18 protein-coding genes are annotated in these 22,488 nt (G+C 72.1%); 13 read left to right on the top strand and 5 right to left on the bottom strand.

What is annotated here, in order from left to right; genetic code table 11:
- Nucleotides 1-17: 17 nt before the first annotated feature.
- Genes ACZ6K0_RS34805 through ACZ6K0_RS34785 form a run of 5 tightly spaced genes read right to left on the bottom strand, consistent with a single transcriptional unit; the run spans nucleotide 18 to nucleotide 5,782 of the window.
- A complete protein-coding gene (locus ACZ6K0_RS34805; protein ID WP_376403975.1) occupies nucleotides 18-1,040 on the bottom strand; it encodes an ABC transporter ATP-binding protein in 1,023 nt (340 codons plus the stop codon).
- Complete coding sequence (locus ACZ6K0_RS34800) at nucleotides 1,037-2,053, bottom strand: ABC transporter ATP-binding protein (RefSeq protein ID WP_469230394.1); 1,017 nt, start codon at nucleotides 2,051-2,053, stop codon at nucleotides 1,037-1,039. The genes ACZ6K0_RS34805 and ACZ6K0_RS34800 overlap by 4 nt, the downstream gene beginning before the upstream one ends.
- On the bottom strand, nucleotides 2,053-3,039 hold the full coding sequence (locus tag ACZ6K0_RS34795) for an ABC transporter permease (RefSeq protein WP_469230395.1): 987 nt from the start codon (nucleotides 3,037-3,039) through the stop codon (nucleotides 2,053-2,055). The genes ACZ6K0_RS34800 and ACZ6K0_RS34795 overlap by 1 nt, the downstream gene beginning before the upstream one ends.
- On the bottom strand, nucleotides 3,036-4,016 hold the full coding sequence (locus ACZ6K0_RS34790; RefSeq protein ID WP_376403969.1) for an ABC transporter permease: 981 nt from the start codon (nucleotides 4,014-4,016) through the stop codon (nucleotides 3,036-3,038). The genes ACZ6K0_RS34795 and ACZ6K0_RS34790 overlap by 4 nt, the downstream gene beginning before the upstream one ends.
- A gap of 14 nt (nucleotides 4,017-4,030) precedes the next feature.
- On the bottom strand, nucleotides 4,031-5,782 hold the full coding sequence (locus ACZ6K0_RS34785) for an ABC transporter substrate-binding protein (protein WP_469230397.1): 1,752 nt from the start codon (nucleotides 5,780-5,782) through the stop codon (nucleotides 4,031-4,033).
- Nucleotides 5,783-5,984: 202 nt separating this feature from the next.
- Here ACZ6K0_RS34785 and ACZ6K0_RS34780 point away from each other — a divergent pair, with 202 nt between their 5' ends.
- The 13 genes from ACZ6K0_RS34780 to ACZ6K0_RS34720 all read left to right on the top strand — a co-directional run bounded on the left by ACZ6K0_RS34780 (nucleotide 5,985) and on the right by ACZ6K0_RS34720 (nucleotide 22,472).
- The gene (locus ACZ6K0_RS34780) at nucleotides 5,985-7,178 is read left to right on the top strand and encodes an NAD(P)/FAD-dependent oxidoreductase (protein ID WP_469230399.1); all 1,194 of its coding nucleotides are present in this window, start codon (nucleotides 5,985-5,987) and stop codon (nucleotides 7,176-7,178) included.
- Between the two features lie 38 nt (nucleotides 7,179-7,216).
- On the top strand, nucleotides 7,217-7,531 hold the full coding sequence (locus ACZ6K0_RS34775; protein WP_376403963.1) for a (2Fe-2S)-binding protein: 315 nt from the start codon (nucleotides 7,217-7,219) through the stop codon (nucleotides 7,529-7,531).
- Nucleotides 7,512-9,002 carry an FAD/NAD(P)-dependent oxidoreductase gene (locus tag ACZ6K0_RS34770; protein ID WP_469230401.1) on the top strand — a complete coding sequence of 497 codons (1,491 nt, stop codon included), beginning with the start codon at nucleotides 7,512-7,514 and terminating at the stop codon, nucleotides 9,000-9,002. The genes ACZ6K0_RS34775 and ACZ6K0_RS34770 overlap by 20 nt, the downstream gene beginning before the upstream one ends.
- A 96-nt stretch (nucleotides 9,003-9,098) precedes the next feature.
- A complete protein-coding gene (locus ACZ6K0_RS34765) occupies nucleotides 9,099-10,007 on the top strand; it encodes a dihydrodipicolinate synthase family protein (RefSeq protein ID WP_469230403.1) in 909 nt (302 codons plus the stop codon).
- Between the two features lie 72 nt (nucleotides 10,008-10,079).
- A complete protein-coding gene (locus tag ACZ6K0_RS34760) occupies nucleotides 10,080-11,084 on the top strand; it encodes a proline racemase family protein (RefSeq protein WP_469230405.1) in 1,005 nt (334 codons plus the stop codon).
- Nucleotides 11,081-12,466: an aldehyde dehydrogenase family protein gene (locus ACZ6K0_RS34755; RefSeq protein ID WP_469230407.1), complete on the top strand. Its 1,386-nt coding sequence runs from the start codon at nucleotides 11,081-11,083 to the stop codon at nucleotides 12,464-12,466. The genes ACZ6K0_RS34760 and ACZ6K0_RS34755 overlap by 4 nt, the downstream gene beginning before the upstream one ends.
- 47 nt (nucleotides 12,467-12,513) lie before the next feature.
- Nucleotides 12,514-13,194: a GntR family transcriptional regulator gene (locus ACZ6K0_RS34750; protein WP_376403953.1), complete on the top strand. Its 681-nt coding sequence runs from the start codon at nucleotides 12,514-12,516 to the stop codon at nucleotides 13,192-13,194.
- 108 nt (nucleotides 13,195-13,302) lie between these two features.
- Nucleotides 13,303-14,568, top strand: coding sequence for an alpha/beta fold hydrolase (locus ACZ6K0_RS34745; protein ID WP_469230409.1), 1,266 nt, complete (start codon nucleotides 13,303-13,305; stop codon nucleotides 14,566-14,568).
- A 287-nt stretch (nucleotides 14,569-14,855) separates the two neighbouring features.
- Nucleotides 14,856-16,268, top strand: a complete 1,413-nt coding sequence (locus tag ACZ6K0_RS34740) for a family 2B encapsulin nanocompartment shell protein (RefSeq protein WP_376403949.1) — start codon at nucleotides 14,856-14,858, stop codon at nucleotides 16,266-16,268.
- A 113-nt stretch (nucleotides 16,269-16,381) separates the two neighbouring features.
- Nucleotides 16,382-17,659, top strand: a complete 1,278-nt coding sequence (locus ACZ6K0_RS34735) for a family 2 encapsulin nanocompartment cargo protein terpene cyclase (protein WP_469230411.1) — start codon at nucleotides 16,382-16,384, stop codon at nucleotides 17,657-17,659.
- A 3-nt stretch (nucleotides 17,660-17,662) separates the two neighbouring features.
- Entirely contained in the window at nucleotides 17,663-18,559 is an 897-nt protein-coding gene (locus ACZ6K0_RS34730) for a geranyl diphosphate 2-C-methyltransferase (protein ID WP_469230413.1), read from the top strand.
- 140 nt (nucleotides 18,560-18,699) lie between these two features.
- Complete coding sequence (locus ACZ6K0_RS34725; RefSeq protein ID WP_469230415.1) at nucleotides 18,700-19,404, top strand: DUF2470 domain-containing protein; 705 nt, start codon at nucleotides 18,700-18,702, stop codon at nucleotides 19,402-19,404.
- A 170-nt stretch (nucleotides 19,405-19,574) separates the two neighbouring features.
- On the top strand, nucleotides 19,575-22,472 hold the full coding sequence (locus ACZ6K0_RS34720; protein WP_469230417.1) for a glycosyl hydrolase family 95 catalytic domain-containing protein: 2,898 nt from the start codon (nucleotides 19,575-19,577) through the stop codon (nucleotides 22,470-22,472).
- Nucleotides 22,473-22,488: the final 16 nt, after the last annotated feature.

Raw genomic sequence — 22,488 nt, 5'->3', positions numbered from 1 at the left:
CGGGGCGTTCGCCGTGCTCAGGCGGCCTCGGGGAAGTGGCAGGCGACCTGCCGCGCCTCGCCCGGTGAGGCGATCCGCAGCAGCGGCGCCTCCGTCCGGCAGATGTCCTGCGCCTTGGGGCAGCGCGGGTGGAAGGTGCAGCCCGGCGGGGGAGCGGCCGGGCTCGGCGGGTCCCCGAGCAGCGTGATCCGCTCCCGGGCCCGCTCGGCCGCCGGGTCGGGCAGCGGGACGGCGGAGAGCAGCGCCCGCGTGTACGGGTGCGCGGGGGCCGCGTACACCCGCTCCTTCACCCCGATCTCCACGATCCGGCCCAGGTACATCACGGCGACCCGGTCGCAGACCCGCTTGACGACCGAGAGGTCGTGCGCGATGAAGAGATAGGCGAGCCCCAGCTCGCGCTGGAGCCGCTCCATCAGATTGACGATCTGCGCCTGGACGGAGACGTCGAGCGCGGAGACGGGTTCGTCGGCGACGACCAGCCGCGGGCTGGTGGCCAGCGCGCGGGCGATCCCGATGCGCTGCGCCTGGCCGCCGGAGAACTCGTGCGGGTAGCGGTCGATGTGCTCCGGGATGAGCCCCACCAGATCCATCAGCTCCACGGTCCGCTTGCGGGCGTCGGCCGCCGAACTCCCCTGCACCATCAGCGGGTCGGAGATGATCCGGGCCACGGTCTGGCGGGGGTTGAGGGAGGAGTGCGGGTCCTGGAAGACCATCTGGAGATCGCGCCGGAGCGGCTTCAGTTCCCGCTGCGACAGGTGGCTGATGTCGCGGCCGTCGTACGAGACGGAGCCGGCGGTCGGCTCCAGGAGCCGCACGATCATGCGGCCGGTGGTCGACTTGCCGCAGCCGGACTCGCCGACGAGACCCAGGGTCTCGCCCGCCGCCACGTCGAAGCCGATGCCGTCGACGGCCCGGACGGGCGCCGAGCGGGACCGGCGGCCCGGGAAGGTCATCGTCAGGTCCCGCACGCTGAGCAGCGGCGTGGACGTCGTGCTCGTGTTCGTGCCCGCGCCCGAGGCCGCGGTGGTGGTCGTGGTCATGAGGCGACGCCTTCGTACGCGGGGAAGTGGCAGGCGGCCGGATGCCCCTCCGGGCCGACGAGCAGCGGGCGTTCGCCCGCGCAGCGCGCCCGTTCCTCGTCGGAGCCGGCTGCCGCGCGGGAGCAGCGGGGTGCGAACGCGCAGCCCGGAGCGGGTTCGAGGAGGGACGGCGGACTGCCGGGGATCGTCCGCAGCGGCGCGTCGTCCTCGTCGTCGAGCCGGGGCAGCGAGTCGAGCAGGCCGCGGGTGTAGGGGTGGGCGGGGGAGGCGAAGAGGGCGTCCACCGGGGCGTGTTCGGCGGCCCGGCCGCCGTACATCACGAGGACGTCGTGGGCCACCCGGGCGACCACGCCCAGATCGTGCGTGATCATGACGACGGCGAGCCCGCGGTCCTGCTGGATCCGGGCGATCAGCTCCAGGATCTGGGCTTGGACGGTGACGTCCAGGGCGGTCGTCGGTTCGTCGGCGATCAGAAGATCCGGCTCGCAGGACAGGGCCATCGCGATCATGACGCGCTGGCGCATGCCTCCCGAGAACTGATGGGGGTACTCGCCGGCCCGGCGGCGCGGTTCGGGGATGCCGACCTCGCCGAGGGCCTCGATCGCCCGCTCGCGGGCGGCCGCTCGGCGGGAGCCGAAGTGGACCCGGTGGTGCTCGGCGATCTGCTCCCCGACGGTGTAGTAGGGGTGCAGGCTGGAGAGCGGGTCCTGGAAGATCATGGCCATGCGCCGGCCGCGCAGCCCGTTGAGCTCGCGGTCGGAGAGGCCGATGAGCTCGCGCCCGTCCAGGGTGACGGAGCCGGTGACCTCGGCGCCCGTGTGCAGGCCCATGACGGCGAGCGAGGTCACGGACTTGCCGGAGCCGGACTCGCCGACGATGCCGAGGGTCCGGCCGGGCAGCACGTCGAAGGAGAGGGAGTCGACGGCCCGGACGGGGCCGCGCTTCGTCGGGAAGGTGACGGTGAGGTCCCGTACCGAGAGGAGGGAGGCGGGGCCGGGGGCAGGGGAGGCCATCAGTACCTCACTCGCGGGTCGACGACGGCGTACAGCAGGTCGACGGCCAGGTTGGCGACGACGATGAAGGTGGCGGCGAGCAGCGTCACCCCGAGGATGACCGGCTGGTCGCCGGTGGACAGCGCGCCGTAGAAGAGACGGCCGATGCCGGGCAGTCCGAAGATGGACTCGGTGATCACGGCGCCGGCGAGCAGTCCGCCGAGGTCCATCCCGAAGATGGTCAGGATGGGCGTCATGCCCGCGCGCAGGCCGTGCTTGACGACGACCGTGCGGCGCGGCAGACCCTTGGCGCGGGCGGTGCGGATGTACGGCTCCGCCATGGACTCGATCATCGCACTGCGGCTCTGGCGCGCGTACATCGCGGCGTAGAGGATCGCGAGCGCGAGCCAGGGGAGCAGCAGGTTGGTGGCCCAGGACAGCGGATCGTCGCCGAAGGCCACGTACTGCGGGTAGGGCAGCAGCCCGGAGACCCGGATCAGCCCGAAGATCAGCAGCACCGAGGTGAAGTAGACGGGCAGTGACGCGGCGGCGACCGCGCCGACCATCAGGGCCCGGTCGGTGAGGGTGTCCTTGTGGAGCGCGGCGGTGACGCCCGCGGAGAGCCCGAGGACCAGCCAGATCGCGGCGGCGCCGAGCGCGAGCGAGGCCGAGACGGGCAGCCGGTCGACGAGCAGGTCCCACACGCTCTGGCTGTTCTCGTACGAGTAGCCAAGACAGGGGAAGTCGCACTCCAGGGCGTACTGGCCGGTGCCCATCGTCCGGCCGGTGAAGATGCCGGTGACGAAGTCGGCGAACTGCTTCCACAGCGGGGCGTCGAGGCCCATGTTGGCGCGGATCGCCTCCAGCCGGTCGGTGCTGCACGACTTGCCGCAGGCCGCGGCGGCCGGGTCGGAGGGGAGGACGTAGAAGATGACGAAGGTGACGGCGGCGATGGCGACGAGGACGCCGAGCACGCCGAGGAGCCGGCGGCCGAGGTAGAGGATCACGTACGGCTGCCTCTCGGGTCGAGGATGTCCCGCAGCGCGTCGCCGAGCAGGGTGAACGCGAGCACGGTGAGGAAGAGGCAGAGGCTCGGCACGACGAAGTACATGGGATCCGTGTCGTAGTAGGCGACGCTCTCGGCGATCATCTGGCCCCAGGACGGGGTGGGCGGCCGGACGCCGACGCCCAGATAGCTGAGGGCCGCCTCGGTGGCGATCATGCCCGGGACGATCAGCGTGGTGTACGCGATGACCGGCCCGGCGACGCCCGGGAGGATGTCGCGGGAGAGGATCCGCCAGGGCCCGGAGCCGGCGACGCGGGCGGCGTCGACGTACTCGCGGTGCTTGAGCGACAGGGTCTGGCCGCGGACGATCCGGGCGATGCCGGGCCAGCCGAAGAGGCCGATGACGACGGTCATCAGGACCGTCCGGTTGACGTCCCTGGCCACCGACATCATGGCGATCATGAAGATGAGGGACGGGAAGGACATGGTGAGGTCCATCAGCCGGGACAGCACGGTGTCGGTGCGGCCGCCGAAGTAGCCCGCGGCGATGCCGGCCGCCGTCCCGGCGACGACGACGATCGCCGTCGCCGAGAAGGCGATGAGCAGGGAGACCTGGGCGCCGTACACGACCCGGGCGAACAGGTCGCGGCCGGTGACGGGTTCGACGCCGAGCCAGTGCTCGGCCGAGACGCCGCCGAGCGGGCCGATGGGCAGGCCGCCCAGGTACGGATCGACGGCGCTCTTGTCGAACTCCTCGGGGCCCCAGCCGCCCAGCGAACCGATCAGCGGGGCGGCGACGGTCAGGAGCGCGAAGAAGAGGACGACGGCGAGCGAGAGCTTCACGGACGTACGGCGGCGCAGCTCCGCACGGGCGAGCTGCCAGGGACCGTTGCCCGCCCGTACGGCGGGGGCGGCGGTGGTCGGAGGAGAGGTGCCAGTCGGTGGGGACGTGGCGGATGTGGTGGGCGTGGTGGTCATCGGGGCGACGTCCTTCAGTTCGCGCTCTTCGCGGGGTCCTTGAGGCCGACCGTCGCGTAGTCGATCTGTCCGCCGAAGGAGGTGTGGCCGTAGGCGCCGGCGATGTTGGTGCCGATCAGCAGGGGCTTGCGCTCGACGACGGCGGGCGCGGTCGGGGCCTTGGCGAGGATCTGCGCGTCGAGGTCCTGCCACGCCTTGTTCGCCTGCTGGGCGTCGGTCATCGCGGCGATCTCGTCCATGCGCTTCATCGTGGCGTCGTCACGGAAGAGGGAGTGGTTGCCGGAGTTGCCCTTCTCCTTGATGTAGCGGCCGTCGAAGACGAAGGGGAGGAAGGTCGAGCCGGAGGGGAAGTCCGGGCACCAGCCGGTGTAGGCGAGGTCCGTGCGGTTCTTGGTGTCGCCGATCGTGTCGTAGAAGGCGGACGGGTCGACGGTCTCGATGGTGACCTTGATGCCGGCGCGGCCCAGGGACTGCTGGATCGCCTCGCCGATGGCCTTGTCGCCGGTGGAGACGGTGACGCTGGTGGAGAAGCCGCCGCCCTTGCCCGCCTCCTTGAGGAGCTGCTTCGCCTTCTCGACGTCGCCGGTGAGCGGGATCTTCAGGGTGTCGGGCTGCTTGCCGCCGGGGTACAGCAGGCCGGGCATGAGGGCGGTGGCCGGGTCGTTGAGCGCGGGGCCGCCGGTGGCGGTGACGAGAGCCTCGCGGTCGAGGGCGTACTGCACGGCCTGGCGCACCTGGACGTTGTCGAACGGTGCGCGGCCGGTGTGCATCTGGACCATCTCGGTGCAGCTGGTCGACTCGGCGAGGAGCCGCGCCCGGACGTCCGGCTTGGTGAGCACCTTGGGCGTGGACTCGGGGCGGAGCGGGGCCCAGGCGACGGAGGAGGCGTCGCCGCCGGCGGAGGCGATGAGGCGGTCGTCGATCTGGTTGGCCTTGAGGCCCATCGTGACGACGATCCGGTCCGGGTACGCCTTGCGCACGGTGTCCGTGGCGGCGCTCCAGTGGGTGTTGCGCACGAGGACCATCTGCTTGTCCCGGGCGTACGACTCGATCTTGTACGGGCCGGAGGAGAAGGGCCGGTTGTCGTACTGCGGGCCCTTGTCCTGGGACTTGGGCACGGGGCTGAAGGTGGAGAGCACCGTCGCGTACGGGAACTCGGCGAAGGGCTTGCGGAGCTCGAAGACGATCGTGCGGTCGTCCGGGGTCTTCACGGAGGCGAGATGCTTGCCCTGCGCGGGGCCCTGATAGCCCTCGGCGCCGACGAGGTAGCGGGCCGCGTAGTCGGGGCCGCCGGGCAGGTCGGGGGAGAAGGACCGCTCGACGTTGTACTTGACGTCCTGGGCGGTGATCGGGGTGCCGTCCTCGTACTTCAGGCCGGGCTTCAGCTTGAAGGTCCAGGTCTTGGCGCCGTTGGAGGAGACACCGAGGTTCTCGGCGAGGTCCGTCGTGAGCTCCCCGCCCTTCGCGCCGGGCGCGGCCTTGTACGTGAGGAGGGTGCGGTAGAGCAGCCGCGAGCCGAAGTCCATTTCGCCCACCACCCAGTTGCGGGCCGGGTCGAGATGGGTGAAGTCCTGGTTGGACAGGATGTTCAGCGTCCCGCCCTTCTGCGGGGTGCCGCCGACGACCGCGCCGTTGTTGGAGATCGCGGGGTTCTTGCCGCGGTCCCGGGAGCCGTCGGACTTCTTGCCGTCGCCGGCACAGCCGGTCGTGCCGAGGGCGAGGGCCGTCACCAGAGCGGTGGCCAGGGTGTACGTGCGCTTGTTCATGAAGGTCACTCCGAGAGAGCGGTCGAACAGCCCGATGGCTGGAATGTGACCTGTAACATAGTAATGTGAAATTGCACTGACAAGGCATCGGGGAGTCCGTTACTCATCCGTGTCCGGGCGGTGCTCGGCGGAGCGCCCGACGAGTGGAATGCTCCGTTTCGGGGTCTTGGCAACCGCCAGTGCAATGTGAAATATTACTGACGTGCCCACGAGAAAACCCTCGGATGTCATCGTCGTCGGCGCCGGCGTCGTCGGCGCGGCCTGCGCCTACTACGCCGCCCTTGCCGGCCTGTCCGTCACCGTCGTCGACCGCGGTTCCGTCGCCGGCGGAACGACGGGGGCCGGGGAGGGAAACCTCCTGGTCTCCGACAAGGAGCCGGGACCGGAGCTCGAACTCGCCCTCCTCGCCAACACCCTCTGGCGGGAGCTGGCGGACGTGCTCCCGCCACACGTCGAGTACGAGGCCAAGGGAGGCCTCGTGGTCGCGTCCGACGAGTCGGGGATGCGCGCCCTGCGCGACTTCGCGGCCCGTCAGGAGAAGGCGGGCGTCACCGCCCAGGAGGTCCCCGGGGACCGGCTCCACGATCTGGAGCCCCACCTCGCTCCTGGCCTCGCCGGCGGCTTCCTCTATCCGCAGGACGCCCAGGTGATGCCCGCCCACGCCGCCGCCCAACTGCTGCGGGCGGCCGGCGACCGCGTCCGGCTGCACCTCGGTGAGGAGGTGACCGGCCTCCTCACCGGAGCAGCCGGAGAGATCCGCGGAGTGCGGACCGCGGCCGGCGAGCTCCACGCCCCGTACGTGGTGAACGCCGCCGGCACCTGGGGCGGCGCCCTCGCCGAACTCGCGGGCGTCCACCTGCCCGTGCTGCCCCGCAGGGGCTTCGTCCTCGTCACCGAACCCCTGCCGCGCGTGGTGCGCCACAAGGTGTACGCCGCCGACTACGTGGCCGACGTGGCCAGCGGCTCGGCGGCCCTCCAGACCTCGGCGGTCGTCGAGGGCACCCCGGCGGGCCCCGTCCTCATCGGCGCCAGCCGGGAACGGGTCGGCTTCGACCGGACGCTCTCCACCGAGGTCCTGCGCCGCCTCGCCGCCGGGGCCACCGGCCTGTTCCCGGTCCTCGGCACCGTCCGGGCCATGCGGACCTACCTGGGCTTCCGCCCCTACCTGCCGGACCACCTGCCCGCGATCGGACCCGACCCGCGCGTCCACGGGCTGCTGCACGCCTGCGGCCACGAAGGCGCCGGGATCGGCCTCGCGCCGGTCACCGGACTGATCGTCGCCGCCTGCCTGACCAACGGCGATGTGCCCCTCGACATCGACCCGTTCCGCCCGGACCGGTTCGGCACGGCCGCAGCCGGCTCCGCATCCGATCCCGTACCCGCCTCCGCGCCCTGATGCGCTCCCCTACCGTCACCCTCACGAGAGGAGGGCCCGTGGCCCGCACGCCCGCCGACCTGGTCGGGGCACAGCCCGACCCGCCGTTCGAGATCACCTTCGACGGCCGGAGCGTCACCGCCCTGCCCGGCCAGACCGTCGCCGCCGCCCTCTGGGGCGCCGGCATCCTGGCCTGGCGCACCACCCGGGAAGGGGGGCGGCCGCGCGGCGCGTTCTGCGGCATCGGCCAGTGCTACGACTGCCTCGCCACGATCAACGGTGCACCCAACCGCCGGGCCTGCCTGGTCCCCGCCACCCCGGGCGACGCGATCACCACCCAGGAAGGGCACGGTCATGACCGCCTCGCCGTCTGAGCCGGGCGGGACGCCCAGAGGACACAACGCACGCGAACCGTACGACCTCGTGGTCGTCGGCGCGGGCTCCGCAGGGCTCGCCGGCGCCGTCACCGCCTCCGAACTCGGCCTCACCGTCGCCCTCCTCGACTCCTCCACCCAGTCCGGCGGGCAGTTCTACCGGCACCCCGCACCCGCTCTCGGAGCGGTGCGCCCCGAGGCCCTGCACCACGACTGGTCCGCCTTCTCCGACCTGCGGAGCCGGCTCGGAGCGAGCGCGGTCGACCACCTGACCGGCCACCACGTGTGGTCCGTCGTACGGGAGTCCGACGGGGACACCGGGGCCTGGGCGGTGCACGCGGTCACCGGCGCCGACGGCACCGAGGAGCGGCCCGTCCTGATCCGTGCCCGGGCGCTCCTCCTCGCCACCGGCGCGTACGAGCGCCAGCTCCCCTTCCCCGGCTGGACCCTGCCCGGAGTCGTGGGCGCCGGCGGTGCGCAGGCCATGCTGAAGTCCGGGCTCGTGCTGCCCGGACGGCGCATCGTCGTGGCCGGCAGCGGCCCTCTGCTGCTCGCCGTCGCCTCGTCGCTCGCCGCGGCGGGCGCCAGGGTCCCGGCCGTGGTCGAGGCCGCGGGCTATCTGCGGTACGCCCGCAACCCCCGCGCGCTCGTCACCAACCCGGCGAAGGCCGCCGAGGCCCTGGTGCACGGGGCCGCACTGCTCAGGCACCGTGTGCGGGTGCTGCCGCGCAGCGCGGTCACCGAGGTGCACGGCACCGACCGGGTCGAGGCCGTCACCGTCAGCCGCCTGGACGGCGACTGGACCCCCGTACCGGGGACGGGCCGCCGCATCGCCTGCGACGCGCTCGCCGTCGGGCACGGGCTCGTGCCCCAGATCGAGCTGGCCACGGCCGTCGGCTGCGCCACCCGCGCCCTGCCCGACGGAACCCTCGGGCTCGCCCTGGACGACCTCCAGGAGACCTCGGTGGCCGGCTTCTGGGCGGCGGGTGAGACCGGCGGCGTGGGAGGCGCCGAACTCGCCCGCACCGAGGGCGAGCTGGCGGGCCGGACGATCGCCGCCCGGCTGCGCGGCCGCGGTGCGGACGCGGGCGCGGGCCGGGCCGGCGAACTCCGGCGCCGCCGGGACCGGATGCGGGCCTTCGCGGACGTCATGTCCGCGGCGCACGCGCCGGGCCCCGGCTGGCCCGCGTGGCTGGAGGACGAGACGGACGTGTGCCGTTGCGAGGAGGTGACCGCGGGGCGTGTGCGCGAGGCGGTCACCGACCTCGGGGCGCGGGACGCGCGGACCGTCAAGCTCCTCACGCGAGCCGGCATGGGCTGGTGTCAGGGTCGGATGTGCGGGACGGCGGTGTCCTGCCTCGCCGCGCGCGGCGGAGCCGCCGAACCGCCCGCGGAGCGCCGCCCGTTCGCCGTCCCCGTGCCGCTCTCGACGCTTGCCGCGCTCGACGAACCCTCCGAACAGATCCCGTAGATCCCGTAGATCCCACAGATCCCAGGGGAGGGGCCCGCCGGGCCCTTCTTTCCCTTCCTGTAAAATGTCACACACTATAGAAAGGCAGGCGTCGACATGACCGCCTCCACCTGGAACACCGACCGCCCCTGGCGCGGCATCATGGTCGCCACCACCCTCCCCTTCCGCGAGGACCTCTCCGTCGACTACGACGCCTACGCCGAGCACGTGGCCTGGCTGATCGCCAACGGCTGCGACGGTGTCGTCCCCAACGGCTCCCTGGGCGAGTACCAGACCCTCACCGACGCGGAGCGCGCCCAGGTCGTCCGCACCGCCGTCGCCGCCGCCGGGGACGGCGCGCGTGTCATGCCGGGCGTCGCCGCCTACGGCAGCGCCGAGTCCCGCCGCTGGGCCGAGCAGGCCGCCGAGGCCGGAGCCGGTTCGGTCCTGCTCCTGCCGCCCAACACGTACCGCGCCGAGCCGGCCGCCGTGCGCGCCCACTACACCGAGGTCGCCAAGGCCGGGATCCCGATCGTCGCGTACAACAACCCGATCGACACCAAGGTCGACCTCACCCCCGACCTGCTGGCGCGCCTGCACGGCGACGGCAGCATCGTCGCCGTCAAGGAGTTCAGCGGTGACGTCCGCAGGGCGTACGAGATCGCCGAACTCGCCCCGGAGCTCGACCTTCTGATCGGCGCCGACGACGTCCTCCTGGAGCTGGCCCTCGCCGGTGCCGTCGGCTGGATCGCCGGCTACCCCAACGCCTTCCCCACCAGCTGCGCCGAGCTCTACCACGCGGCGGTCGCGGGCGACCTGACCACCGCCGTGCCGCTCTACAAGTCCCTGCACTCGCTGCTGCGCTGGGACTCGAAGACGGAGTTCGTCCAGTCCATCAAGCTCTCCATGGACATCGCCGGCCGCCAGGGCGGTCCGACCCGCCCGCCGCGCCACCCGCTCTCCGGCTCGATCGAGGCCGGCGTCCGGACCGCCACCGAGAAGGCCGTGGCCGACGGCCACCGCTGACCACCGCCACGACCGACCGTCCCCGGTCACCGTCCCCGCTCTCCGTCCCCGCTGTCCGTCGAAAGGAACTCCGTGCGTACGCGTCATGTCTTCCACGCGGTCGACTCGCACACCGAGGGCATGCCCACGCGTGTGATCACCGGTGGTGTCGGGGTCATTCCCGGTGCCACGATGGCCGAGCGCCGGCTGCACTTCATCGAGCACCTGGACCATCTCCGTACGCTCCTGATGTTCGAGCCGCGGGGGCATGCGGCGATGAGCGGTGCGATTCTTCAGCCGCCCACCCGGCCCGACGCGGATTACGGCGTGCTGTACATCGAGGTGTCCGGGCTGCTTCCGATGTGCGGTCACGGCACCATCGGTGTCGCGACCGTGCTCGTCGAGACGGGGATGGTGCCGGTCGTCGAGCCCGTCACCACCGTCCGCCTCGACACGCCTGCCGGGCTCGTCAGCGTCGACGTCCGCGTCGAGGACGGCGCCGCGAAGGCGGTCACGCTCACCAACGTGCCCGCCTTCAGCGTGGCCCTCGACCGCAAGGTCGACGTCCCCGGATACGGGACGGTCACCTACGACCTGGCATTCGGCGGCAACTTCTACGCCTTCGTCGCACTCGACTCCCTGGGCCTGCCCTTCGACCGCGACCGCAAGGACGACCTCCTCGCCGCGGGGCTCGCCGTCATGGCCGCCGTCAACGCCTCGCCCGACCGGCCCGTGCACCCCACGCAGCCGGAGATCGCCGGGCTCAAGCACGTGTACCTGGAGGCGCCCGGCTCGGACGCCACCCGCTCGCGGCACGCCATGGCCATCCACCCGGGCTGGTTCGACCGCTCCCCGTGCGGCACCGGCACCTCGGCGCGCATGGCCCAGCTCCACGCCCGCGGCGAGCTCCCGCTCGACACCGACTTCGTCAACGAATCCTTCATCGGTACGGAGTTCACCGGCCGGCTCGTCGGCGAGACGGAGGTCGGCGGCCTGCCCGCCGTCGTCCCGACCGTCACCGGCCGCGCCTGGATCACCGGCACCGCGCAGTACTTCCTCGACCCGGACGACCCCTTCCCCGGAGGATTCCTCCTGTGAACGACGCACATCCCACCGTCATCTCCCGCAACCCGGCCGACCCGGCCGACGTGCTCCTGCGGATCCAGGCACCCGGCGCCTTCACGACGGTCGACACCGTCGAGCGGGCCCGCGCCGCCCAGCCCGGCTGGCTGCTCGCCGGGGCCGCCGCCCGCTCGGCCGCCCTGGGCGCCGTCGCCGCCGCCGTCGAGGCCGCGGCCGACGAACTGGCCGCCCTCGCCGTACGCGAGGTGGGCAAACCGCTCGCCGAGGCCAAGGCCGAGGTCGCGCGTACCGCCGCCATCTGGCGCTACTACGCCCAGGCCCCCTTCCAGCCGACCGGCGAGGTCCACGAGACCGCGGCGGGCGCGGGGCTGCTCCTGACCCGGCGCCGCCCGCACGGCGTGGCCGGGCTCATCACGCCCTGGAACTTCCCCTTCGCCATCCCGACCTGGAAGGCCGCCCCGGCGCTCGCCACCGGCAACACGGTCGTCCTCAAGCCGGCCCCCGAGGCCACCGCGTGCGCCCAGGCCCTGGCCGCGATCGTCCAGCGGGTCCTGCCCGAGGCGGTGTTCACCGTCCTGCCCGGCGGAGCGACCGAGGGCAACGCCCTCGTCTCCGCCGCCGACGTCGTCTCCTTCACCGGCTCCACCCCCGTCGGCCAGGCCGTCGCCCGGGCCGCGACCTCCCGGGGCATCCCGGTCCAGGCGGAGATGGGCGGCCTGAACGCGGCGCTCGTCCTGCCGGACGCGGACATCGAGCAGGCGGCCGCCCACATCGCCGCCGCCATCGCCGGGTACGCGGGCCAGAAGTGCACTGCCACCAGCCGCGTCATCGCGGTCGGCGCCGCGCTCGACCCGCTGCGCGAGGCGCTCTCCGAAGCGCTGCGGGCCGTCCCCGTCGGCGACCCCGCCGACCCGGCCACCGTCTGCGGGCCGCTCATCCACGAGTACGCCCGCGACCAGGTCGGCGAGGCCAGCCGAGGGCTCTCCGTCCTCGCCGGCGGCACCGTGCCCGACCGGTCCGGCTGGTACGCGACCCCGACCCTCGTCGAGAAGGTCTCCCCGGGGCACCGGCTCCTGCGCGAAGAGGTCTTCGGCCCCGTCGCGTCCCTGCTGGCCGCCGACGACCTGGCCCACGCGATCCGGATCACCAACTCCGTACCGTACGGTCTCGTCACCTCGGTCCACACCGCCGACCTGAACACGGCGCTGACCGGCCTCGACCTGCTCGACACCGGGATGATCCGGCTCAACGCCCCGTCCACCGGAGTCGACTTCCACCTGCCCTTCGGCGGCTCCAAGGCGTCCAGCCACGGACCGCGCGAGCAGGGCAGGGCCGCGCTGGACTTCTTCACGGCCGGCCGGACGTACACCCTGGCACCGGCGGGCTCCGCGGCGTGACATCGTACGGTGGTGATGTCAACCGGAACGAAGGGATCACCACCGTCATGGGGCACCTGACCCACCGCGACCTCAACGCCTCCCGGGAGCGGCTGCGCGACCAGGTCGCCCATGCCCTGCGAGCCGCCCTGATCTCGGGCGAGCTCCGCCCCGGGGTGGTCTACTCGGCGCCGACCCTCGCCGAGGACTTCGGGATCTCCGCCACCCCGGTCCGCGAGGCGATGCTCGACCTGGCCCGCGAGGGCCTGGTCGAGCCCGTCCGCAACAAGGGGTTCCGGGTCACCGAGGTCGACGAGCGCGACCTCGACCAGTACACCGAGATCCGCGCGCTCATCGAGATCCCGATGGTCGGCAGGATCACCCGGATCGCCGCCCGCGAGGACCTGGAGGCGCTGCGGCCCGTGGCCGAGGACATCGTGCGCGCCGCCCGCGAGCACGACCTCATCGGCTACCTGGAGGCGGACCGTCTCTTCCACCTCACGCTGCTCGGCCTCGCGGGCAACGAACGGCTCGTCGAGACCGTCGGCGACCTGCGCAAGCGTTCGCGCCTGTACGGGCTCACCGCCCTGGACCAGAGCGGCAACCTCATCCCGTCGGCCGAGGAGCACCTGGAGCTGCTCGACCTGATGCTCGCCGGCGACGCCAAGGGCGCGGAGAAGTGCATGACCCGCCACCTGGGGCACGTCCGCTCCCTGTGGGCCAAGGGCGACCGGCCGACCGGGAAGTAGCGGCACCGGCCGGCGGTCGGATGGAGGCTCCTCTCGACGGGCGGACGACGGCCGCCCATCGATGCAATGTCACATCTGACCGGCCGCACGCGGCCGCGGAAGGAACCCATGAACCCGGCGTACGCGACCGTCGACCACCTCTTCACCGTCCCCCTGGACCATCAGGCACCCGACGGCCCCACCATCGAGGTCTTCGCCCGGGAGGTCGCCGACCCGGCCCGCGCGGGCGAGGAACTCCCCTGGCTGCTCTACCTCCAGGGCGGACCCGGCGGCAAGTCGCCCCGCCCGTCGGCCGGTTCGCCCGGCTGGCTGGCCCAGGCGCTCACGACCCACCGCGTGCTCCTCCTCGACCAGCGCGGCACCGGACGCTCCACCCCGATCACCGCACGGTCCGCCGCACGGTTCGCCTCGCCGGACGGGCTCGCCGGCTACCTCTCCCACTTCCGGGCCGACGCGATCGTCGCCGACGCGGAACTGATCCGCCGCGAACTCTGCGGCGACGCCCCCTGGGAGACCCTCGGCCAGAGCTACGGCGGCTTCATCACCCTCACCTACCTCTCCCAGGCCCCCGAGGGACTGAAGGCCTGCTACGTCACCGGCGGCCTGCCCGGCGTCACCGCCACCGCCGACGACGTCTACGCCCACACCTATCCCCGCGTCCGCGACCGCGTCCTCGACCTCTACGCCCGCTACCCCGAGGACGCTCCCCGGCTCCGGAAGATCGCCGACCTCCTCGCGGCCGACGACGTCCGCCTCCCGAACGGCGACCGCCTCACCCCGCACCGCCTGCGCACCCTCGGACTCGCCCTCGGCATGGGCGACGGCTTCGAGCGCGTCCACTGGCTCCTCGACGAAGCCCTGGACGCGGACGGCGAGTTGAGCGACACCTTCCTCCACCAGGTGATGACCCTGACCGGCTTCACCGACAACCCGCTCTTCGCCGTCATGCAGGAGTCGCTGTACGGACAGGGGGACGGCCCGACCGGCTGGGCGGCCTCCCGCGCCCTGGCCGCCTTTCCCGAGTTCGCCGAGGACGCGGACCCCCTCCTGCTCACCGGCGAGATGATGTACCCCTGGATGTTCCGGGAGATCGCGGGCCTGCGCCCCTTCGCGGACGCCGCCGACCTGCTGGCCGCGCGCACCGACTGGCCGCCCCTCTACGACCTCGAACGCCTCGCCGCCAACGAGGTCCCGCTCGCCGCGATCGTCTACCACGACGACATGTACGTCGACGCGGGCATCTCCCTCGCCACCGCCCGCCGGATCGGTGCCTCCCGCGTCTGGGTCACCAACGAATGGGAACACGACGGCGTCGCCGCCTCCGGCGGCCGCGTCCTCGCCCGTCTGATGGACCTCGCCGCAGGCCGCGCGTAACACCCTGACCCCTTCGCAGCCCTCCCGCTCCCGAACACGGAGCCGGAGGGCTTTCGCGTTCCCTTCGAACGTGGCCGGATACCGTCGGCCGCCCGGATAAACCTCCCGCGAAGCAAGATCACTGTTTCGGGGTAATGATCCCGAACCGATGGGGTGGACGGGGCTTACCGGCCGTTACTGTTCCCCGGGATCTGGACGAATTCCCAGAGATTGACCCCCTTTTTCCTCTTTCACCGGATCGGTGCGCGTTCGCCGACCGTCGTCCACCCGAAGGAGAACTCGCCCCGATGACCGTCGAGACAGGCCCGGAAGCGCAGGTGGCGCCGCCCCGGCAGTCCAGCCTGAGCACCGCGGCTGCCCGCAACCTCGCCACCACGACCAAGTCCACCCCGCAGATGCAGGAGATCTCCTCCCGCTGGCTGCTCCGGATGCTCCCCTGGGTGGAGACGAAGGGCGGCGCCTACCGGGTGAACCGCCGACTGAGCTACACCGTCGGCGACGGCCGCATCGAGTTCGTCCAGGACGGCCCGCGCGTCCGCGTGATCCCCCAGGAACTCGGCGAACTGGCCCTGCTGCGCGGCTTCGAGGACGTCGAGGTGCTCACCGCGCTCGCCGACCGGTGCGTCCGGCGCGACTTCCGCGCCGGCGAGGTGCTGACCGAGCGCGGCACCCCCGCCGGGCAGATCCACCTGATCGCCCACGGCAGGATCAACCAGACCTCCGTCGGCAAGTACGGCGACGAGGTCGCGGTCTCCGTCCTCGCCGACGGCGACCACCTCGGCGAGAACGCCCTCCTGGACGCCGACGCCAGGTGGGACTACACCGCCACCGCCGAGACCTCCGGCACCCTGCTCACCCTCTCCCGCGCCGACTTCGCCTCGATCGCGTCCTCGGCACCGAGCCTCCAGGCGCACCTCCACGCCTTCAGCTCGCTCCCGCTCCAGCGGCAGAACCGTCACGGCGAGGCCGAGATCGCGATGTCGGCCGGCCACACCGGCGAGGTCACGCTCCCGGGCGCCTTCGTGGACTACGAGCTCAAGCCGCGCGAATACGAACTCTCCGTCGCCCAGACCGTCCTCAAGGTCCACACCCGGGTCGCCGACCTCTACAACGGGCCGATGAACCAGACGGAGGAGCAGCTCAGGCTCACCATCGAGGCGCTGCGCGAGCGCCAGGAGCACGAGCTCATCAACCACCCGGAGTTCGGCCTCCTCCACAACGCCGACTTCAAGCAGCGGATCCAGACCCACTCGGGTCCGCCCACCCCGGACGACCTCGACGAGCTGCTGACCCGCCGCCGCGGCACCCGGCTCTTCCTGGCCCACCCCCGGACGATCGCGGCGATCGGGCGCGAGTGGAACGCCGCCGGGCTCTACCCGGAGACGGTCGAACTCGACGGGCACCAGGTCCCGTCCTGGCGCGGCGTCCCGATCCTCCCCTGCAACAAGATCCCCATCAGCAAGGAGAACACCAGCTCGATCCTCGCCATGCGCCTCGGCGAGGACAACCAGGGCGTCATCGGTCTGCGCCAGACCGGACTGCCCGAGGAGTACGAGCCGGGTCTGTCCGTGCGGTTCATGGGCATCGGCGAGCAGGCGATCATGTCGTACCTGGTCACCACGTACTACTCCGCCGCGATCCTGGTGCCGAACGCGCTCGGCGTACTGGAGAACGTCCAGATCGCCCGCAGGCACGGCTGACTCCCGCCGGAGCCGCACCCGTCCGACCGACACGACAGCCCGGACCCTTCCGGGCCGGGCGAGCACGCCCGGGATCCGGGACGGACCACCCCATCCCCTTCAAGGAGTCACGGATGCCCGAGCCCGGGCTTTCCCCTCTGCAGTCGAGCCTGCCCTCCGCGGCGGCCCACTTCGGGGCCCACGTCCTCGCCCAGGCCGGTTTCGTCGGCGTCGAAGCCGCGGACGCCGCGCCGTCCACCCTCCCCGTTCCCGCCGCGGTGGCGGAGCCGGTACCTGATCCCGGCCGGATTCCCGGTCCCGATCTCGGCCGGATCCTGCGGGGCCCGAGCGGCCTCGGCACGGCGGGCCTGAGTCTGGCCCGGCGCGAGGAACCGCCCGTCGCGGAGCCGGCGGCCGTCGCGGAGCCGGCGGACGCCCTGCACATCCCGGGTCTCTACTACCACCCGGTGCCGGAGCCCGACCCGGTCCGCGTGGAAGAGGTGAGCCGCCGGATCAAGGACTGGGCGGTGGACGAGGTCGACCTGTTCCCCGAGGAGTGGGAGGGGGAGTTCGACGGCTTCTCCGTCGGGCGCTACATGGTCGCCTGCCACCCGGACGCCCCGACCGTCGACCACCTCATGATCGCGACGCGGCTGATGGTCGCCGAGAACGCGGTCGACGACTGCTACTGCGAGGACCACGGCGGTTCGCCCATCGGTCTCGGCGGGCGGCTGCTCCTCGCGCACACCGCGCTCGACCCCATCCACACCACGGGGGAGTACGCGCCGCAGTGGGCGGAGTCGCTCCAGGAGGACGCCCCGCGGCGGGCCTACCGCTCCGCGATGGAGTACCTCGTCCGGCAGTCCACCCCCTCCCAGGCCGACCGGTTCCGGCACGACATGGCCCGGCTCCACATGGGCTACCTCGCCGAGGCCGCCTGGGCCGAGACGGACCACGTGCCGGAGGTGTGGGAGTACCTGGCGATGCGGCAGTTCAACAACTTCCGCCCCTGCCCCACCATCACCGACACCGTCGGCGGCTACGAGCTGCCGGCGGACCTCCACGCGCAGCCGGCGATGCAACGGGTCATCGCCCTCGCCGGCAACGCGACGACCATCGTCAACGACCTGTACTCGTACACCAAGGAACTTGCCGGCCCCGGCCGGCACTTGAACCTGCCCGTGGTGATCGCCGACCGAGAGAACCTCTCGGAGCGGGACGCCTACCTGAAGGCGGTCGAGGTCCACAACGACCTCATGCTCGACTTCGAGGCCGAAGCCGCCGCCCTGGCCGCAGCCTGTCCCGTCCCCACCGTGCAGCGCTTCCTGCGGGGAGTCGCCGTGTGGGTCGACGGCAACCACTACTGGCACCACACCAACACCTTTCGCTACAGCCTGCCCGACTTCTGGTAAGAAATGGATCTCTCTGTGACCACCACCGAGCTCACCTCCGCCAACGCCACTTCCGCGTTCGTTCCGGCTCCGGCGTCGCCCTACCAGAGCGACATCGCCCGCTACTGGAACCAGGAGGCGCGGCCCGTGAACCTGCGCCTAGGCGACGTCGACGGGCTCTACCACCACCACTACGGCATCGGCGACGTCGACCACGCCGCCCTCGGCGACACCGAGGACAGCGCGTACGAGAAGAAGCTGATCGCCGAGCTGCACCGCCTGGAGTCGGCGCAGGCCGAGGTCCTCCTGGACCACCTCGGCGTCATCGGGCGGGACGACACGCTCGTCGACGCCGGCTGCGGCCGCGGCGGTTCGAGCGTCATGGCCCACCAGCGCTTCGGCTGCAAGGTCGAGGGCGTCACCCTCTCCTCCACGCAGGCCGAGTTCGGCAACCGGCGCGCGAAGGAGCTCGGCATCGAGGACCACGTCGCCGCCCGCGTCTGCAACATGCTCGACACCCCGTTCGAGAAGGGCAGCATCGCCGGCTCGTGGAACAACGAGTCGAGCATGTACGTCGACCTGGACGACCTCTTCGCCGAGCACTCCCGCTTCCTCAAGGTCGGCGGCCGCTACGTCACCATCACCGGCTGCTGGAACCCGCGGTACGGCCAGCCGTCGAAGTGGGTCTCGCAGATCAACGCGCACTTCGAGTGCAACATCCACTCCCGTCGTGAGTACCTGCGCGCCATGGCCGACAACCGCCTCGTCCCGCAGGCGGTCGTCGACCTGACGCCCGCGACCCTGCCCTACTGGGAGCTGCGAGCCACGTCGTCGCTGGTCACCGGCATCGAGGAGGCGTTCATCGAGTCGTACAAGGACGGCTCGTTCCAGTACGTGCTGATCGCGGCCGACCGCGTCTGACCGCGCGCTGTCCGAGAGGGCCGGGCCCGTCACCCGACGGGCCCGGCCCTGTGGGTTCCCCTGACTCTCAGGATCGGTTAGGTTAGGCTTGCCTAAGTAACGACTTGGGCATCTCCTTCCCTCGCCCCTGGAGAACTCGGATGCGCCCCTTCAGTGCCCACGTCACCCAGCCCACCCCCGCGGAACGCGTGCGCTCGATGCTGGCCACGGCGCACTCGATGACCGTCGTCACCGACGGGCGCCGCCGGGAGGTCCATCTGCTGGACGGGACGGGGCCGATGGGCCGCATCCACCTGCACGACTCGTCCGAGGGTGTCCTTGGAGTACGGGGTGCGCGCATCCCCGTACGTCTGGAACTCACGGACATCGCCCCCATCGCCGTACGCGAGCGCCTGCGGGCGCGCGTCACCGTGACCGGGCTCCTCGGCTCGGACTACGCGGACGACGCGGCCGAGAGCGCCTGCATGGAGTTCGGCCAGGCGCTGCTCGAAGACGCCGAAGGCCGCACGTACGTCACCCTGGACGCGCTCCACGCGGCGGACCCCGACCCCGTCGCCTCCTCCGAGGCGGCCATGCTCACCCACCTCGTCGACGGCCACGCCGAACTCGTCCCCCTGCTCCTGCGCCTCGTCCGGCCGCGCCCCGACCGGCGCCTGGTCCGCGCCCTGCCGGTCGCCCTGGACCGCTACGGCATCACCCTGCGCATGGAGTACCCGGTGGGCCACCGGGACGCGCGGCTGCCGTTCCCCACCCCCGTCACCGACATCGGCGAGGCCGGCCCGCGCATCCACGCCCTCCTCGCCGCCGCGCGCCGGTCCTCGCACCCCAACAGCCTGCTGACCTGACGGTCCTGGCCGCCGTGGGCGTGTCCGCGGGCCCGGCTGCGGCACGGGCATTGACGCCTCCGTGAGCGCCGTGCTGCACTTGCGGCGCCCGATGGTTACGTAAACATGCGCGAGACCGACACCTTTGGGCTACCCGGTACCACTTGCCCTCGGTGAACGGAGCCGCCACCATGCACCTCCCCGACGCACCCCTCGGCCGCAGGCGATTCATCACGGCCGCCGCCGTGGCCGCGGGGGCGGTCGCCCTTCCCGGGCTCGGAGCGCCCCGAGCGGCCGCCGCGATCCCGCCGGGGGCCACGTTGCCCGAGCGGGGCATCCACGACGCCTCCGCCGCCACCGCCTGGACCGACGGATTCGTCAGCGGGAACGGGGAGTACGGCGCGGTGGCGTACGGCACGCCGACGGAGGAACGGATCCTGCTCAACCACCACGGCTTCGTCCTGCCCAACGGCACACGCGACACCGAACCGCCGTTGCTCGCCGACCGGCTGGAAGCCGTCCGGGACAGCGCCCTCGCCGGGGACTACGGCGGTGCCGCCGCCGCGTTCGCCTCCGGATGGACCCTTCGCTGGACGCAGACGTTCCACCCCGGCTACGAACTGCGGCTGAGCAGCCCGGCGATGAGCACCGCCGAGAACTACGCCCGCGTGACCGACTTCCGCACCGGAGAGGTCACCCACACGTGGACCGACAGCTCCGGTGTCTGGAAGCGCCGCGTCTTCGTCTCCCGCGCGGACCGGGTCGTCGTCCACGAGCTCACCCCCGCACCCGGACGGACCGTCGACACCACCATCAGGGCGAACACCGCTCTCGAAGGAGTGCCGAACGACGTCTCCTTCACCGCGATCGCCACGCTCAGCGGCCGCGACGGCTATCTCAACCTGCGCGGCACCTACCCCGCGGGCCAGGGAGCGTACGGCTACGAAGGCGTGACCCGGGTCGTGGTCACCGGCACCAAGGCCGCCGTGACGGCCACCGGCTCCGCCCTCGTCGTCTCCAAGGCCGCCACGGTGGTGCTGCTCACCCGACTCGACCGCTACGAGTCGTCCGGGCAGTGGAACGCCAAGCCCCTGCACGCATCCCTTGCCACCCTCCCCACCGACTACGCGACCCTGCTGGCCCGCCACACCCCGCAGCACCGGGCGCTGTTCGACGCGAGCACCCTCGACCTCGGCGTACCCGATGCCGATCGGCGGCTGTCCACCAGCGAGCTGACGGCACGCCAGAACAGTCAGCGGTCGACGATCGACCTCGCGCTCCTGGAGCGGATGTACGACTCGGGCCGCTATCTCTTCGTGAGCTCCTCGGGCGTGCTGCCACCGCGGCTGACCGGCGTCTGGTCCGGCTCGTGGAACGGCGCCTGGGCCGACGACTTCACCACCGACGCCAACATCAACCTCCAGGTGGCCGGCGGCAACATCCTCGGCCACGGCACCGCGATGCGGGGCTACTTCGACCTGATCCTCGGCCAGCTCGACGACTGGCGCGACAACGCCACCCGGCTGTACGGCGCCCGCGGATTCCTCGCCCCGAGCCGCACCGACGGCGAGAGCGGCCACATGCTCCACTTCAACGGCGGCGACTTCCCCGGCCAGTGCTGGACCGGCGGCGCCGACTGGCTGCTCTACCCCCTCGTGGAGTACTACCAGGTCACCGGCGACAACGCCTTCCTCAGGGACAGACTCGGACCGGCGCTGATGGAACTCGCCCTCTTCTACGAGGACTTCCTCACCCGTACCGACGCCGACGGGAAGGTCGTCTTCGTGCCCTCCTTCTCCATGGAGAACTCGCCCTCCAACACCGGGCAGATGCTCTCCGTCAACGCCACCGGCGACATCATGGCCGGCCGACACGCGCTCCGCGCCGCGGTCGAGGCGGCCCACGCCCTCGGCGTCGAACAGGGCCCCGGACAGGGCGTGGCCCGCTGGACCGCCCTGCTCGACAGGCTTCCCGCGTACGACGTCAACCAGGACGGCGCCCTCGCCGAGTGGTCCTGGCCCGGGCTCGCCGACCGCTACGACCACCGGCACGTCCACCACCTCTACGGCGCCTGGCCGCTGCACGAGATCAACCCCGAGGAGACGCCCGACCTCGTCCGCGCCTCCCGCCGCGCCCTCGACCTGCGCGGCGACGAGAACATCTCCGCCCACGGCAGCCTGCACCGGGCCCTGGCCCGGGCCCGCCTCAAGGACGGAGCCGGCGTCTACGACAACATCCGGAAGATCCTCGGCAACAACATGGTCCGGCGCTCACTGATGACCTCCCACAACCCCGATCTGCACATCTACAACGCCGACGCGGCCAACGCCCTCCCCGCGGTCGTCTCCGAGGCACTGCTCTACACGCGCCCGGGAATCCTCGAACTCCTCCCGGCTCTGCCCGAGGAGTTCGCCCGGGGCACGATCCGAGGGGTGCGCGGCCGCAACCGGATCCTGGTGGAGAGCCTGAGCTGGGACACGACCGCCCGCAGCGCCACCGTCACGCTCGTCTCCGACATCGCCCAGGACGTCACCCTGGTCTGCCGCCGCGGCATCACCTCGGTGTCCGCGACCGTCGGCGTGGCCCCCTCCCCGCTGGGCGACCACGCGCGGACGGTGACCCTGGCCGCCGGGGTCCGGACCCAGCTCACCTTCGGCCTCATGACGGGCACGTTCCGGGTGGTCAACCAGCACAGCGGGAAGGTCCTGGACGTCTCGGGGGCCTCGACCTCCGACGGCGCCGACGTCATCCAGTGGCCCTGGAACGGCGGGGACAACCAGCGGTGGACCCTGCGGCCCGGCTACGACGGCTCCTTCCGCTTCCATAACGTCCACAGCGGCAGAGTCCTCGACAACCCCGGAGCCTCCCCGACGGACGGCCAGGCCCTCGACCAGTGGACGAACACCGACAGCCCGAACCAGTGGTGGCGCCCGGTGCCCACCCCGGCCGGCGACCGGTACCACCTCGTCAACGTGTCGAGCGGCCTGTACCTCGATGTGGAGAACGGCTCCGCGAACGACGGGGCACGGATCGTGCAGCGGGCGGCGAGCGGCGCCCCCGGCCAGGAATGGCGCCTCGAAAGTCCTTGAGTCCCGCGCCTGATGC

This window comes from Streptomyces sp. NPDC042346, from assembly GCF_055581845.1.
The sequence above is the reverse complement of the archived record's forward strand: the minus strand, read 5'-3'. Positions and strand labels throughout refer to the sequence as shown.